Consider the following 15286-nt stretch of genomic DNA (forward strand, 5'->3'; position numbering starts at 1 on the left):
ATTCCATCTCTCAAAGGAAATGTAAAAACTTTAAGAGATACACTGCTGCAAATCGAGAAGGCTATTTGCAATTATCCACATACAAGGGAGCCATAGAATAAGCTTCAGTTTTCAAAACAGTAACTTTACTGCCTCTTGTAGCGGCTAGCTTTAATCCGAGGCTAAGGATCACAATCAAAGACAAATTGGGCTCAAATATACTGCGAATATAAAATCCTTCGAGATCACATTAAATACGAATGAATTTATCTTTTAAAATAAATATCTTTAACTATAATCAAAAATACTTGTTTTAAATCAGAAAAATCCTAAACAAGAAATCAATTTTATTAATTATTTTTCATTAGCAATTAAATTGAGTCCTTACATGTAAGCATTTTGGGAAAAAATGAAGTTAATATTGAAAAAGAACCGCCTCTGATCCTATTTTTCTGAGCCTAAAAACAAATAAAACCCTAATTTAATCATAAAACTAAATTAGGGTCTAGCATATCAAAGCTTTTATTCACTGCAAGTCTGAGCACAACATTAAATCCAAGCGAGGATAAAATTAAAATTCTCATTGGAGTTTTTTACATCCAATTCGGAAAAAAGTATCTAAAACTTAAATGATATTTTTATAAGTTTTAATTTCTGGAAAACCTGTTTGCATAATGTCTTTCACAGCATGAAAAAATTGGTTCATATGTGCTGAGCTTAAGTGAGCCTGTAAATGTTCTTCAGACTCCCATTGTTCATATAATGTAAACTCACTTTTATCATCTAAAGACTCGTGAAGAATATAACAATAAGCTCCTTCTTCATTAAGAGTTAATGGAACAATTTTGGCCATTTCTTCCTTAAAAAATTGCTCATTACCTGGAATTACTTTAACTTTTGCAAAAACAGCTAAAATTTCTTTTCCAGGTTTTGCAACATTATAAATATCACTTAAAACTGTATTGTTTGTCATTGGATAAATCCTTTAATTAAAAAAATCAAAAATCTGAAAAATCATAAAAACAGGACTTTTCATTAATGTGAACTTACCATTTTAATTTTTGATCACAATACGCAATAAATGAATTGATTGTTAACTTTTTTTATACAATTGAATCTCAATTCTATTATCAAAGATAAAAGCCTACCTACGAATGACACCTAATGAGGTATGATTTGGCAATAAGACTGTTTCAGGTAACATAATAGATCCTGGATTTGTTACAGAGTTGCATCCCGTTTGTGCCCTATTTCCTAAGATTGCTCCGAATTTTTTAAGTCCTGTGTCTACTTTTTTATTATCTAATGCAATAATAATATTTTTATGATTCATTTTTAAATTTGCAAGTTTTGTACCTGCTCCTAAATTGCAATCATAACCTAGTATGGAATCTCCTACATAATTAAAATGTGCTGCTTTAGCAAATGGCAAAAGAATGGAACCTTTGCATTCCGTAGTATGACCGACTACAGCGCCTTCAGAAATATACACTGAGCCCCTAACATAAGCTCCATGACGCACAATGGCATTAGGGCCAATAAAGGTTGGTCCCGAGATATATGCTCCAGGTTCTACTACGGCCCCTTCACATATAACGATTTGTTCTTTATTTTCTAAATATGCCTGATCACTTACTTTACCTTTTATTCTATCATTTTTATCAATTTTATTTATACAATTTTCAACAAATTGAGTTAAAGGTTTTCCTAATGCTCTCCAAGGAAATTCGCTTTGTAGTAAAAATTCTTGCAAATCCTTTGCAATTTTTAACTCTTCTGCACGCTTTAATTCAAAAAGAATTTCATTTGTAATAAATTTAGATTCGATTGAAATTCGATTCATAGTAATTCCTCCTTTAAAGAAAACGAACACAGACAATCTTACTTTATTATAAGAAGATAAGCCCTCCAAGAAATTAAATGATCCTTTGATAAAATAGCTTAAGGTAAGACATTATATACCGAAATGAATATTGATGCCTGAATTTTAAGCAGACATCAATTATATATTCAGCTAAAAGGCGTGAATTGAAATGTTTGATAAAAATGATTTTAAAGAAAAATTTAGATGCTGGTCTGAAATGAATGTAGACGCAACTCTTGATGAAGCAAAATCCTTTTGTGATATTTTAATCCCATTTGAATATAAAGAATCTTACTCCTGGCTTGAAGAACAGTCTTTAGCTTGGTTTATTTGGAAAAAAGATATGAAAGAAAAACAGCTTGTTAATTTAGCAAATAGCGAACATGAAATCGAAAGTTTTGAAACAGATAGAAATATTATGTAATTTTTTTAAACAATACAGTTTATATTAACATTTTTAAAAGTATAAAGAAGTTTCATTTTGTAAAAATCTTTTTCTGAATAAAAATAAAAATCGCTATTTCTTTTTGCCATTCTTAAATTGTCATCTGAAAAAGCCTGAGTTAAAAATAAATGTCGTTGAAGACAAGAAGCTTTTCTTCTAATTTCTTTTTTTACACTTATTTCTTTTAATTTACACTCTGAATTATGAGTTAAATTCAATATAATTAACAAAAAAATAAGAGTAATATTTAAATTAGATTTAATCATTTTTCACCTATATCCAAATACCATCGACTTAAGAACAATATGAATAGCCTTAATTTCAAAAAATGTCAAACAATATTAATATATTAAAAATTTTTTATTATGCTCGTAGTATATTTTTTCTTAAATTTGATAGATAATTTTTTGCTCTGTTGTTTACTTTAGAAAAATCATAATAAGTAGAATCCCAATCATAGGAAAAAGCCTCTTTTAAATGTCTAAATGCTAAACATTCAGCCTCTCTATATAAAGAATGTGTATGAGGTAAAAATCGATTTCCTTGAAAAACCTCATCACAAATTTGATGTAAATTCTTCCAATTTTTATTTATTTTTTGATGACTACTTTCAGAGTTCCAATGCATTAGACATAAAAACCTATCAATTTCTCCCAATGTCTCAATTTCAAGAGTAGACACATTTGAGTTTAAAGTAACTATATCCGTAATTAACTTAAAGTGACTAATTTCTTCTGAAACAACAGCTAAAGAATTTAATGAAACAATATCATTATTTTCAAAATCAAAAACAATTTTTTTGCCAAACTGTATTCCAATAAAAAATTCATTATTTTCTGAATTTTCTTCAAACAATGTTTGTCCACAATTTTCAGGAATATTATTTGAAGGAGGTAATACATAATTATCTATTGGATCAGTGTTAACAAAAGAGTAGTATTTCGACATAATTTTAATTAAATCATCACAGCCTAAAAAAAATTTTTTATGATTCATTTTAAACATCATAATTTTTTAGACCTTGCGCGTAGATACCTTAATGGGATTTACTCCTCTGTGAAATAATTCTTTTTCTAATTTAGGACTAGCTGTATTTAACCAAGCATCATATAAACTTAATATAGTTCTTTCATTATTTTGATTTGTAGTTTGCTCAGAAATATCTAATAAAATATCAACAGCTACAGTAAAATTTTTACTCATTTCATAATATATAGTTGACATTGTTTCTTGATAAGTATTTTTTCCTTTTAATAAATTAGATAATTCATTATAAGCAGACTCACCCATTGTTACGTAATATCTTATATCAAAACTTTTTCTATTAAAATATTCTTGAAAAAATCCAGAAAAATAAAGAGCTGTATCAGCTAATTTTTTATAGAGAGCAATTTTTTCGGAGTGAGAACTTTCTAATGCTTTTTTTAATATTAGTGCTAGACAGTCTTCATTGCTATCTGAGTCAGAAGCCCTTAAATAACCACATAAAAGATTAACAATATAAAATTCAACATTTTCTGTTAATTTTAATCTTTGGCGTTCTTGAGCTTCAACAACCATTTCATGAAAAAACTGTGTAGGATTTACTTCTGTCATCCAAAGCGTACTTAAATCCGACTTGGAGCCCATTTTTGCCTCCAACTAACATAATGAAATGACTATAAAGATCTTAAAATAAGACAATTCAATAGTCAATTACGGTCCTATTCCCTTTTCGTCAGAATAAATTAACAGTTAAAGTTTTTTTTAGATTTGTTTCTCTTGATTGTGTTTTCTCATATTGATAAGCCTTTGAAAGGTGAATCGATTACTCATACTTTTAATTGAGTTTGGAGCATTTAACATTGTCAAATTTAAAAAATCTAGATAAATCTGATATCCTTTCTTATACAGAAGATACTCCTGTTTTAATGGAAAGTAGAAAAAACGATCATATTCAAATTTGTAAAGACAAAGATGTAGAATCTAAATGTGATATTTTTTCGAAAATTCGGTTTTATCCTGAAGCATTACCTGAATTTAACTTAACTGACGTTGAAATGAAACAATCCTTTTTTGGCAAAACGTTTGACCTTCCTCTATTAATTACAGGAATGACGGGTGGAGTTGAAAAAGGCCAAGAAATTAATGAAGCTCTTGCTGCTGCCGCAGAAAAATATAATATTCCTATGGGTTTAGGCTCTCAAAAAATAATGATAAAAGATCCTAAATATAAAAAACTTTTTAATGTAAGAAAAGTGGCACCAAATTTATTTATTATTGGTAATTTGGGGGCCGTTAGTCTGAATTATGGCATAAAACTTGATGACATTAAAAGACTGGTAGATGATTTAGAGCTCAACGCTTTTGCACTTCATTTAAACGCCCTTCAGGAAAGTATCCAACCCGAAGGTGAGAGAAATTTCGCAAATTTACTCTCTAAAATTGAATTGATTGCAAAAAGCTTGCAAGTTCCTTTACTTATTAAAGAAGTTGGCTCAGGAATGTCACCTTCTACATTTCAAAAACTTGTATCTGTTGGAGTTTCTGGTGTAGATATTGGCGGCAAAGGGGGCACTAGTTGGGGCTATATTGAGGGGTTACGCTCAAACAAAGAAGGGCAACGGTTAGGAGAACTTTTTAAAAATTGGGGTATCCCAACTGACGAGTCTCTTATCCTTTGTTCTAGACGTAACAAAGAACTTGGATACAATATACCTTTAGTTGCAACAGGGGGCATCAGAAATGGTCTTCATGTAGCAAAAGCTGTCGCTGCAGGAGCAACAATGGCAGGAGTTGGTTTGCCTTTATTTAGAGCTGCCATTTCTCCTGAAAAAGGGGAAACTGCATTGGAATCCGTTGAAAAAGAGATTTCCTTTTTTAAAAAATCTCTTTCTATCGCAATGTTTTGCTCTGGTGCACAAAAGCTATCAGAATTAAGTTCTCGCGTTGTGCGAGAAGCACTATAAGCTAAAGGTAACAAAGATGGTAAAAGACAATCAACAAGTCCTATCTCGCTCTTCTACAATACAACCAGATATTGTACAAAAGACAATTCCATTTCAGCATAATCAGCAATCTTTAGCATCTAGTCGCATACCTAATTTTGCTCAAATGAATTCAAAACAACGCTGCCAAGCCCTTGTATCAAGAAATATTATTTCACATAATGATTCTCAAGCTCTAAACAACTCAGGCGCATTAAGTATTGAGCAAGCAGAAAAATTTATTGAAAATTGTATTGGTGGCTTTACTCTTCCCTTAGGAATTGCCACTAATTTTTTGATAGATGGTCAAGAAATTTTTATTCCAATGGCTGTTGAAGAATCTAGTGTGGTTGCAGCAGCAAGCTTTGGTGCAAAATTAGCAAGAACTTGTGGTGGCTTTTTTTCAGAACCAACTGAAACCATAGCAACTTGCCAAATACAATTTATTATTGATCCAAAAATAAATATTTACTCTATTTTTCATGAATTCTTAAGAGAAAAATTATTTGAATTAGCTCAAAATTGTCACCCACGCCTTGTTCAAAGAGGTGGTGGAGTAAAAAGCATTGAGCTTCGTGCTCTCTCCAAACCTGGGTATTATGTTTTTCATGTAAATGTGGATACTTGTGAAGCTATGGGTGCAAACATTGTAAACTCAATTGCAGAAGAAATGGGTAGAAAACTTCCCGAATTATTGCCATGCACAGTAGGTTCAAAAATTTTAACAAATTTAACAACCCATCGCATCACAAAAGTAAAATGTGAAATTGAGTTTTCTGCATTAGAACGCGAAAATTATTCTGGCGAAGAAGCAGCAAGACGCATTTGTTCTGTTTGGGAATTTGCTGATCTCGATCCCTTTCGTGCGACAACACATAACAAAGGCATCATGAATGGCATTGACCCTGTGGTGATTGCTACAGGAAATGATTGGCGTGCTGTGGAAGCAGGTTGTCATGCTTATGCTTCTTTATCCGGAACTTATAAACCACTTACAAAGTGGTTTATAAATAAAAATAAACGACTTCAAGGTGAAATTGCTTTGCCAATCGCAGTAGGAACTGTTGGTGGTGTTACAAAACTTCATCCGACAGCAACTTCATGTTTAAATTTATTAGGGACACCATCTGCTTCTCGATTATCTGCCATAATTGCTAGTGTAGGACTTGCCCAAAATTTATCTGCCATTCGTGCTTTAGGATGTGAAGGAATTCAAAAAGGCCACATGGCATTACATGAAAAAAATCTAGAAATGATGCGTCAATATGATCACCTTCCAAGTATTTCGGTTGTCGAAAACCAAAATACTGGAAATTAAAGAAGCAAATTAATGAATCAAGTTTATTTATGTATTCCTGCAAAAGCCATACTTTTTGGGGAATATGGTGTTTTATATGGTGGCAAGGCTGTAGCTGTTACTTTTTTTGATCATTGTTTTAATATATCCTTAAAAATAAAAAGACTTGAAGAGAATTCTAGTATCAAAATTAAAAGTGATTTTTTTTCTAATCAAAACATTCAATTTTCAATTCATGATAACAATGAAAACAAAAGTAATGATCCAAATATTTTTTTCTTTTCAAATTTAATTAAACCATGGAATTCTTATTTAGAAAATTGTGAACTTAATATTGAAATTCAAAAATCATTTTCTCCGTCCCTAGGTTTTGGTTCTTCTTCTGCACTTATTGCGGGTATTTCTGCAGGATTATGGCAGCTTATTTATCAAAACAAAGAATATTTAAATCAAATTGAATTTTGGAATAATGTAAAACAGTCCATTCAAAACATCCAAGGAGGAGGCAGCGGCTACGATGTAGCTGTTCAATTAGCTGCAATTGAAAATGATGAAACAAATAAAAAAACAAAATTTTGGATTTTTCAAAACAATTTGAACTCTATTATTCCAAATATTTATCCTTATATACCAAAAATAAATTTAAATAGATTAGGCTGTTTTATTTCTACAAATATATACTCTAATACAACAAAAGCTCTTCATAAATTTCAAAATGATAAAGAAAAATTACTATTTGCAAATAGCCACTCCAAAATATGTGAAACTTTTTTAGAATTAAAAACCATAAATGACCTTCAATTAATAATGAAAAATTCACTAGAAATAGCCTGTTCGCAGAAAATTCTCCCTTTACATAACAAAAAATTTAATGACTTAATTTCTATATTTAATTCAAAACAAATTGCATATAAATCGATGGGTGCAGGTCACGGTGACTGTTTATGGGTTCTTTTAAATAAATATAAATTAAAAACAGAATGCCAAATATCTGAATCTGATATTCCTTTTGCTTTTGAAACTATTGGGACAGAAAATGAATAATACATTAATTAAAGATATTCCTGCTGAACTTGAAAGACTGCAAAATAAATTATTAGAGTTAAGAAAACAAGGAAAACTATTTATTCAAAATGGTGATGTGGGCTATTCTAGTGCTCCGAGCAATATTGCTCTTCTTAAATATTGGGGTAAAGAAACAAATAGAGAGCAAATACCATTAAATTCAAGTTTAAGTTATACAATTGGAGGTTTTCGCTCTTTCACTAAAGTAACTGCATTAGGACGCTTTTTACCTAATGAAGAAAAGACAGTTAGTTATTTTAAAAATAAATTATTTTTAGACGAAAATTCAAAAGAAAATAAACTCCCCCCAAAAATGGATCGTTTAATTCGTTCCATTTTATTTCCTTTTGCTGATGAAATATCAATTGAAATTAATAGTCATAATAACTTTCCCACAGCTTGCGGTATTGCATCTAGTGCCTCGGGATATGCTGCTTTAGTTGGAGCCATAGCTGATTTATTGCAATTGGAAAAACATTTTTCAAAGTTAGAGCTTTTATTTTGGCTTTCAGAATGGGCCAGGTTGGGAAGTGGTTCTGCAACAAGAAGTGTATTTACAAGCGAAGAAGAATCTTTTGTAAAATGGGAAGCCCCCATTTTAAATAAAAATAAATTTACAAACACAAGCAGTGTTAAATTCCATCCCAAATGGCGTCAACTTCAGCACTCTGTTTTTATTCTTAACAGCAGTGAAAAACAGACATCAAGTTCTGATGGACATAAATATGCCCAAACTTCACCTTTAAATATAATAAGAACATCTGGTATTTCTCATAAATTAAAATTACTACAAAAAGCTTTATTAGAATTTGACTTCGAATGCGTCCAATCTCTAACTGAAGAAGATGCTTATTCTATGCACGCTGTAATGCAAACGGGTGAACCTAAAGCTTGCTATTTAACAAATGAAGTTTCAAATCTTATTGGTTTATTTATACAACTTCGAAATGAGTACGATGTTAAAGCCTTTTGGACATTAGATGCAGGTCCTAATATTCATATTTTATATATGCCTGAAGCAAAAATAATGTTGCAAAAATTTCATGAAATATCTCAAACAATGATTGAACGAGAAATTAAAATACTTACAAATTCTTTCAATGAAGGTTTATTAATTGGAAAAAATTCTTTTAATAGAGTAAAAAATATAAATACTCTGGAAAGTTATTTAAAATGAATTTAAATAATAATATTCTTTCTAAAGTAACAATAAGTGCGAATGCAGGTGGAAAAGCTATATTAATTGGCGAACATTCTGTTGTTTATGGACATAAAGCAATAGCTATGGCGCTTCCAGATGTCCGACTTCAAATGAAATTATGCGCACCTGATATTCCTCTAGAATCTTGGGATCATGCTTGGAGTACTATTGTTAAAGGAAAAAAATACGAGCCCGAAATTCATATTAAAAAACTCCTCATAAAAGCTTTTGAAAAAGCACTTTCTTTATGTAAAGTTACAGATAATATTTATGAATATACTCCACAAATTATTTTAGTTCAGTCTGAAATACCTTTAGGAGGAGGAATGGGAGGAAGTGCAGCCATAAGCACTTGTTTCCTTAAAATAGCGGCTCAAATTGCCTTACAAAAGAATATCATGAATGAAGAAATCACAATTGAAAAACAAATTGAATTTGCAAATGAAATAGATTGTTTATTTCATTTTGGAAAAGCAAGCGGCTTAGATGTAACCGCTGTTGCAAGTGATGGAATGATTGAATTTACAAAAGGCGAAAAACATAAATACATTCAAAATGAAAAAGAATTTTGGCTTGCTCTCATCGACTCCCAAGAACGAAGTGAAACCTCTCTTATGGTTAAAAAAGTTGCCTTAAAACTTGAAGAAAATAACATAATGGCGAAAGACGCTTTAGATCAACTTGGAAAACTAGCGAATGATTGTGTTCAAAATTTAACTTCAGGAAATTTAAATGCTTTAGCAAAAAATTTAAATTGTGCTCAAGATTATTTAAACATTTTAGGAGTATCAACTCATAAAATAAATAACATAGTAGACGTATTAAAAAATGAAGGAGCCTTAGCCGCCAAACTCACAGGTGCTGGTGGCGGAGGATTGGTCATGGGCATTTTTGAATCACACCCAAAACAGTTATACTCTATATTTAATGAAGAATGTTTATTTATAACGAGAGTTCCTAAATATGGAAAACGAATCTGAAAATAAAATTATCAATATTTCTGTTCCCAGTACTTTGGGAAATTCATTAATCCAAAATTTAAATTCTATAGAATATCTTGCAGAATGGGCAAAAAGAGAACCCACCAATCACATTTCAGATATCATTCTTCATTTTTTATTAAGTTTTTCAAGCTTAAATACAAAAAAAAGTTACCTTTTTGATTTAAAAGAATTTCTAAATTTCACATTTACAGAAAATATGAATATTGAGTACATTAATCAAATTGATGAAAAAACCTTAATTATGTGGCATGACCACTTAACAAATAAAGGTAACTTAACTCAAAAATCAATAAGAAGAAAATTAAATTCATTATCATCACTTTTAGAATTTTGTAAGAAAAGAAAATTGATTACTATAAATCCAATGATATTTATTCAAAAACCCAAACATAAAGGAGAGAGTAAAACAAATGCTTTCACTCTAGAAGAAGTAAAATCAATTTTATATCATTGCGAAAAAGAATATGAATTATTAACTCAAGAAAATTCAAATACAAAAAAATGTAAAAGTGCTCTTCTTAATTATTCTATTCTAGTTACTTTATTATCTGTCGGTATGAGAGTAAATGAACTTTGTGAACTTAAAATAAAAGACATCGAATTTGCATCCGATTTCACAAGATTACATATGACAGCTAAAGGAAATAAAGAGCATTCTCCCATTATTCACCATAAAACATCGCAAATAATCAAAAAATATATTCATGAACTGAGACCAAACGCAAAAGAAGATGATTATTTGTTTATTCGAGTTCAAAATGTAAAAAACAATACAAAATTAACTCAACCAGCTATATATAAAATGGTTATAGAATCTGCTAAAAAAGCCGGAATTGAAAAAAAAGTCAGCACTCATAGTTGCAGAGCAACTTTAGCAACCCTGCTTCATAATCAAGGTACTCCTATTGGCCAAATACAAACCTTATTAAACCATAAAGATATTACAACAACATCCATTTATATAAAAAAAGCAAATGAAATTGAAGAATCTGCAGCAATGAAACTTAATTTGTCTCACTTTCCAGACCCAAATAAATAAACATATTTTTTATTAAACGGTCTCAATGTCATCTATAAAGTCTAAAATATGTAAGGAACACTCTTCTTCAATATTTTTTCCATTTTCTGGCAGACTTCTCAAAAAAATACTTTGATGTAAATGAAATTTTGAATGAGTTACTTTATACGATTTAAAATAATGATTTTCATCTAACAATTTTTTTGCAAAAGCGTCTACTTTTTCAATTAAGTTAGAATAATCTACAGCAGTATAATTTTCATAATTATTAATAAAATCTTTTGCTGCTTCTAATATAGAATTTTTAAGTGGATCTTCAATTGGTTTTAATGGATCTAATTTAGGTGCCTCTAATTCTTTTTTAGCTTCTTTTTTTCTAGGGACAAATGGCACAACATTATCTATTTTTTCTAGCAAAATTTCTTTTTTTTCTTCATTTTCCATAAATACCTTTGAATGAAAATTTAATAGAATTCTAGTTTGAAATCCTAGCTATTTATAAAAAAATAGCGCATTTTCATTACCAAAAAGGGTTATCGGAAGAATTTTTATATAATTAAAATAATAGGGTTATTTATCAATTTATTCAATTGGTTAGGATAAAAACAATTCTAATTCACTCGAAAAGGCTTTACATTAGAATCATTTTGAATTGAATTTACGAGAGTGGAATATTGACTTTGCACCTTTGATTTACTTGGATCAAAAATTGAATTTAATAGCATGTATAAACGAATACCCGATTTTTTAATTTGTGTTTCCACAATTTGTTTTCTATTCGCTTGATACATTTTCCAACTGTCACTAAATAAAGATGTCATTCCGTTATTTTTATCATCTGGGCCTTTTAAAATTAAACCAGAATAAACATTTTTTACAGCCACTTTATAGGAATCTACTACCCATCCTTCTACAGATTGCTCTAAAGGATCTTTTGTTATTTTTGCAACCAAATTTAAAAAGTCTTTGCTGTTAACAATTTCAGTTGCATCATATTTTGTTGCTTTTTTTTCTTCGGGAGTAAAAATACCTTTTTTGGAATCTTCTGGATTATATGGAAATTGAAGATAAACGCCCAATGATCCGTCCCAAATTTTATGCATATTATTTTGTGAAGAAGAAGATCCATCTATATTCGAAAAAGAAACAACTCTCTCTAACTTAACTTTATTCCCACCTGCATCTTCAAAAGCACCATCTGTTAACGCAGCACTATGAAGAGGTTGTCCAATGTCACCAACAATATGTAATACCATTCTTAACGATATTGCTTTATTTAAATCACTTTCATTTGCTGTTACCAAAGTTTTTACAGCACTTTTTAGACAATTTACAGAATTAAATGTTTCATTTTTAACCACTTCATTTAATTTATTCATAGCAAGATCTTCATCAATTTCTTTACCAATCATATCTTTTGTTAAAGGAATATCTGTATAATGACACATAGCAAAATTGTCATTTGAATTGGTATTTTTATAGGCTTTTATACTATCTGCCCAAGAAGCTGCTGTATCAATTGTATTTGTATTTTTAGATAATTCTTCACTCCCTGGACTGGCAATGGCTATATTTAAAAGTCTATCAATTTCTTTTGCTGATTTATTTGAAATTTTACGCCCTGCAATTTCACTTATAAGTTGATGAGATTGATCCCAAAATGCATAGGAAGTGGAGCTAATAGCAAATGAACTAACAATTAAAGCTGAAATACGAACTCTATTTTTCATTATTACCTCTAAATTATATTTAAACTCAAAATAAAAAAATGATTCACAATTCTTCGTTTTTTAAACTATTTCATTTAAGATAACTCTGTCTTTTCATAAAAGACCGTTTAAGGAGATCTTACTAATGTTTCAAAAGTTTAAAATATCACTCGTTCTTTTTAATCTTTTATTTGTTATTCCAACTTTTGATATACATGCTGCTGTAGAAAAAAAAGCCGAAGTAAAAAAAGAAAAAACAGTCCGCAAAAAAAAGTTGACCAAACAGCAAAAAAACCAAAATCAGCAAAAAAACCTTGCCTTATCTGAACCCAGTGTCCCTAAAGGGGATATAGAGGTAGTCATTCTGACAAGTAAGGGGAAAATAAGACTCGACCTATTTAAAGAGAAAGACCCCCTAACGGTAAACAATTTCATACAATATGTCAAAGCAGGTTATTATAATAACACTATTTTTCATAGAATTGTAGATGGATTTATTATACAGGGAGGAGCATATGACGTTGGATTTAATGAAAAGCCACCTTTATTTGAGCCCATTAAAAATACATCTTTTAAAGGTTTAAAAAATACTTTTGGTACAATAGCTATGGCACGAAAACAAAGTTCACCAGACTCCGCTACTTCCCAATTTTTCATTAATTTATCTAATAATTCATACTTAGATTATACAAAAGAAGAAAATGGGTATGCTGTTTTTGGGAAAGTTTTGTCAGGAATGGAAATTATTCAAAAAATTGCAAAACAAAAAATCGGTCAAAGAGAAGGAATGTATAATGTACCTTTTTATACAGATGAGGCATTAATTAGTTCGGTTTATGTAGTAGAACCTCAATAAACTCTGATTCTCCTAGCTCAAATTCTAGATTTCCATTACACATGTTTGTTACTTCTTCAATTATTTCAACTTCATTTAAAACAAATATTTTTATAGAAACAATTTCAGAAAAATCAGGTTTAAGAAAAGGAATATTTTTATTTTTTATAAATTTTTCAATTCTATCCCAAAAAGAGTAATTCAACTTTAATATAAGTGATTTATGAAGAATACGTTCGATAACGCCTGAGTGTTTTATACCATTTTGAGTTGCAGAAGAATAAGCCCGAATTAAACCACCTGAACCTAGTTTTATACCACCAAAGTAACGGCTAACTACAACTGCGACATCATATAATTCATTTTTTTTTAAACACTCTAACATTGGTTTTCCAGCAGTACCTGATGGTTCACCATCATCGTTAGATCGCATACTACCAGAATAGGTTATATAGGCAGTACAATTGTGGGCTGCATCCCAGTATTGTTTCTTTATTTGAGAAAAAAAGGATTGTACTTCTTCTTCATTTTTTACTTTAACCATATTTGTAATAAATTTAGATTTTTCAATTACTATTTCACTAATTGAATTTATAAAGATAGTTTTATACAAATTTGGATTCATAAATTAAATCTTTTTTAAAAACAGAGTGACTTCTTGTTTATTATTATATAAATGCTTAGTAAACAATAATTCACAACCTTTTTGTTTAAATATACTTTTCACTTTTTGAAAGTCATCTTCAAAATCAGTTACAGAATGTACTTTTAATGTATGAATTATAATTCCTTCTTTTTTTAATAAAGAAGTTTTATCTGAACATATTTCAGCAGAAATATCAGCAGGACCATTTAAATCACAAAAAATAGAATCAAAATTTAATTTTTGATTAAAATCTCTGGCATCAATTTGAAAAAAATGCACCAAAGGATTTTTTAATAAATTTTTATCCAACTCTGCTTTATCTATTGCCCAAACTTCACAATTTCTTGATGCAATTTCATGTGTAATTCCGCCAGGAGCAGCTCCTAACTCTAACCATTTTTTAGAATTATTTACATTTATTCCATTTAATAATAATGCTTCCGTTCCTTCTACAAACTTTGAAGCCGCACGGCTCGCTATATTATCATTTGATATTCCAACATATCTACGTCCTCCGGCAAAAAAACAGCCAGAATCAATTGGAGAGCTCATCCCAGCCCAAACGCACTTTTCAGAAATAGCTACTATTAAAGTTTGAGTATTTGGGGGTTGCATGACGGGATGCTTTGTCCATTCAACTAGGAGTTTTTGTGAAGTAGCCAAAGACATTTTTTCTTTTACGACCTGTAAAATTCGTCCCCTTAAATTAGACGCTAATTTTTGATCTTTACGATCTAGAGGAAAAACAACGACATTTGAAAATTTTTTATTTTCAAACTTACTTGCAATACCTTGAGCACATTTTTCAATAAATCCTTTTTGATTTAGCTTTGTGGGCCACATATATTGGATAGGAAAGCAATATCTTGAAAATAAAGATTCTTTTATTTTCTCTCTAGTTAAGGTTTCCATTATTGAAAAAGTATGAAAATTATTCCCTAAAGATTTAAAGTCTTTTCCACCGAAAGATTCCATTCTACTTTTCCATAAAGTGAAAAAATCTTTATTTACATGGATAAGCCAATTCATAGATTCATTTTTAAGATCGTTCATTACAAATATCACCATAATTTTAATTAGTTATAGATTTACCATTAAAGGCCTTTTGATACTTTTTTGGCCATAAGGGGAATCTTTAGGCACGGGTCACTTTACACTTTCCTAGGGAGCAATCAATGAAGAAAACACAAGATTGTCACCTAAACACGCTATTTCTAATTTAAATATGATATCCTAATATCGTGCTTAAGCTCATGC

The 15286-nt window shown here is 29.9% G+C and carries 17 protein-coding genes; 8 read left to right on the top strand and 9 right to left on the bottom strand.

The features are described 5' to 3' along the window. Window positions 1-604: 604 nt before the first annotated feature. Window positions 605-952, bottom strand: a complete 348-nt coding sequence (locus GCL60_RS05765) for a putative quinol monooxygenase (RefSeq protein WP_153419140.1) — start codon at window positions 950-952, stop codon at window positions 605-607. A 171-nt stretch (window positions 953-1123) separates the two neighbouring features. Further along, window positions 1124-1822, bottom strand: coding sequence for an LbetaH domain-containing protein (locus GCL60_RS05770; RefSeq protein WP_153419142.1), 699 nt, complete (start codon window positions 1820-1822; stop codon window positions 1124-1126). 190 nt (window positions 1823-2012) lie between these two features. Between GCL60_RS05770 and GCL60_RS05775 the strand changes: the two genes are divergently transcribed. Then, window positions 2013-2267: a hypothetical protein gene (locus GCL60_RS05775; protein WP_153419144.1), complete on the top strand. Its 255-nt coding sequence runs from the start codon at window positions 2013-2015 to the stop codon at window positions 2265-2267. A gap of 5 nt (window positions 2268-2272) precedes the next feature. Here the strand turns inward: GCL60_RS05775 and GCL60_RS05780 are convergent, their stop codons facing one another. From GCL60_RS05780 to GCL60_RS05790, 3 genes are all read right to left on the bottom strand, one after another. Then, entirely contained in the window at window positions 2273-2554 is a 282-nt protein-coding gene (locus GCL60_RS05780) for a hypothetical protein (RefSeq protein WP_153419146.1), read from the bottom strand. Window positions 2555-2651: 97 nt separating this feature from the next. Then, window positions 2652-3284 carry a hypothetical protein gene (locus GCL60_RS05785; protein ID WP_153419148.1) on the bottom strand — a complete coding sequence of 211 codons (633 nt, stop codon included), beginning with the start codon at window positions 3282-3284 and terminating at the stop codon, window positions 2652-2654. Between the two features lie 18 nt (window positions 3285-3302). Further along, entirely contained in the window at window positions 3303-3917 is a 615-nt protein-coding gene (locus tag GCL60_RS05790) for a hypothetical protein (RefSeq protein ID WP_153419150.1), read from the bottom strand. Window positions 3918-4132: 215 nt separating this feature from the next. Here GCL60_RS05790 and fni point away from each other — a divergent pair, with 215 nt between their 5' ends. From fni to GCL60_RS05820, 6 genes are read left to right on the top strand one after another with little or no spacing between them, the layout of a single operon-like run. Further along, the gene (gene fni, locus GCL60_RS05795; RefSeq protein ID WP_153419152.1) at window positions 4133-5236 is read left to right on the top strand and encodes a type 2 isopentenyl-diphosphate Delta-isomerase; all 1104 of its coding nucleotides are present in this window, start codon (window positions 4133-4135) and stop codon (window positions 5234-5236) included. Window positions 5237-5252: 16 nt separating this feature from the next. Next, a complete protein-coding gene (locus GCL60_RS05800; RefSeq protein ID WP_153419153.1) occupies window positions 5253-6572 on the top strand; it encodes a hydroxymethylglutaryl-CoA reductase, degradative in 1320 nt (439 codons plus the stop codon). A 12-nt stretch (window positions 6573-6584) separates the two neighbouring features. Beyond that, a complete protein-coding gene (locus tag GCL60_RS05805; RefSeq protein ID WP_153419155.1) occupies window positions 6585-7595 on the top strand; it encodes a GHMP family kinase ATP-binding protein in 1011 nt (336 codons plus the stop codon). Next, entirely contained in the window at window positions 7588-8793 is a 1206-nt protein-coding gene (gene mvaD / locus GCL60_RS05810) for a diphosphomevalonate decarboxylase (protein WP_153419157.1), read from the top strand. Before GCL60_RS05805 ends, mvaD begins: the two co-directional genes overlap by 8 nt. Further along, window positions 8790-9797, top strand: a complete 1008-nt coding sequence (gene mvk / locus GCL60_RS05815) for a mevalonate kinase (RefSeq protein ID WP_153419158.1) — start codon at window positions 8790-8792, stop codon at window positions 9795-9797. Before mvaD ends, mvk begins: the two co-directional genes overlap by 4 nt. Further along, entirely contained in the window at window positions 9781-10860 is a 1080-nt protein-coding gene (locus GCL60_RS05820; RefSeq protein ID WP_153419160.1) for a tyrosine-type recombinase/integrase, read from the top strand. Before mvk ends, GCL60_RS05820 begins: the two co-directional genes overlap by 17 nt. A 12-nt stretch (window positions 10861-10872) precedes the next feature. Here GCL60_RS05820 and GCL60_RS05825 read toward each other — a convergent pair whose 3' ends face one another. Both GCL60_RS05825 and GCL60_RS05830 read right to left on the bottom strand, forming a co-directional pair. Beyond that, a complete protein-coding gene (locus GCL60_RS05825) occupies window positions 10873-11283 on the bottom strand; it encodes a hypothetical protein (RefSeq protein ID WP_153419162.1) in 411 nt (136 codons plus the stop codon). Between the two features lie 167 nt (window positions 11284-11450). Next, window positions 11451-12569, bottom strand: coding sequence for a S1/P1 nuclease (locus GCL60_RS05830; protein ID WP_153419164.1), 1119 nt, complete (start codon window positions 12567-12569; stop codon window positions 11451-11453). A 124-nt stretch (window positions 12570-12693) separates the two neighbouring features. On the opposite strand from GCL60_RS05830, the gene GCL60_RS05835 reads away from it, so the two are divergent. Next, a complete protein-coding gene (locus GCL60_RS05835) occupies window positions 12694-13404 on the top strand; it encodes a peptidylprolyl isomerase (protein ID WP_153419166.1) in 711 nt (236 codons plus the stop codon). Here GCL60_RS05835 and GCL60_RS05840 read toward each other — a convergent pair. Then, window positions 13373-14008, bottom strand: a complete 636-nt coding sequence (locus tag GCL60_RS05840; protein WP_153419167.1) for a YigZ family protein — start codon at window positions 14006-14008, stop codon at window positions 13373-13375. The genes GCL60_RS05835 and GCL60_RS05840 overlap by 32 nt on opposite strands. Before the next feature lie 3 nt (window positions 14009-14011). Continuing rightward, window positions 14012-15082 (bottom strand): SAM-dependent methyltransferase, encoded by a 1071-nt coding sequence (locus GCL60_RS05845; RefSeq protein ID WP_153419169.1) that lies wholly within the window; start codon window positions 15080-15082, stop codon window positions 14012-14014. Window positions 15083-15286 lie beyond the last annotated feature (204 nt).

This window comes from Silvanigrella paludirubra, assembly GCF_009208775.1.
Lineage (GTDB): Bacteria > Bdellovibrionota_B > Oligoflexia > Silvanigrellales > Silvanigrellaceae > Silvanigrella > Silvanigrella paludirubra.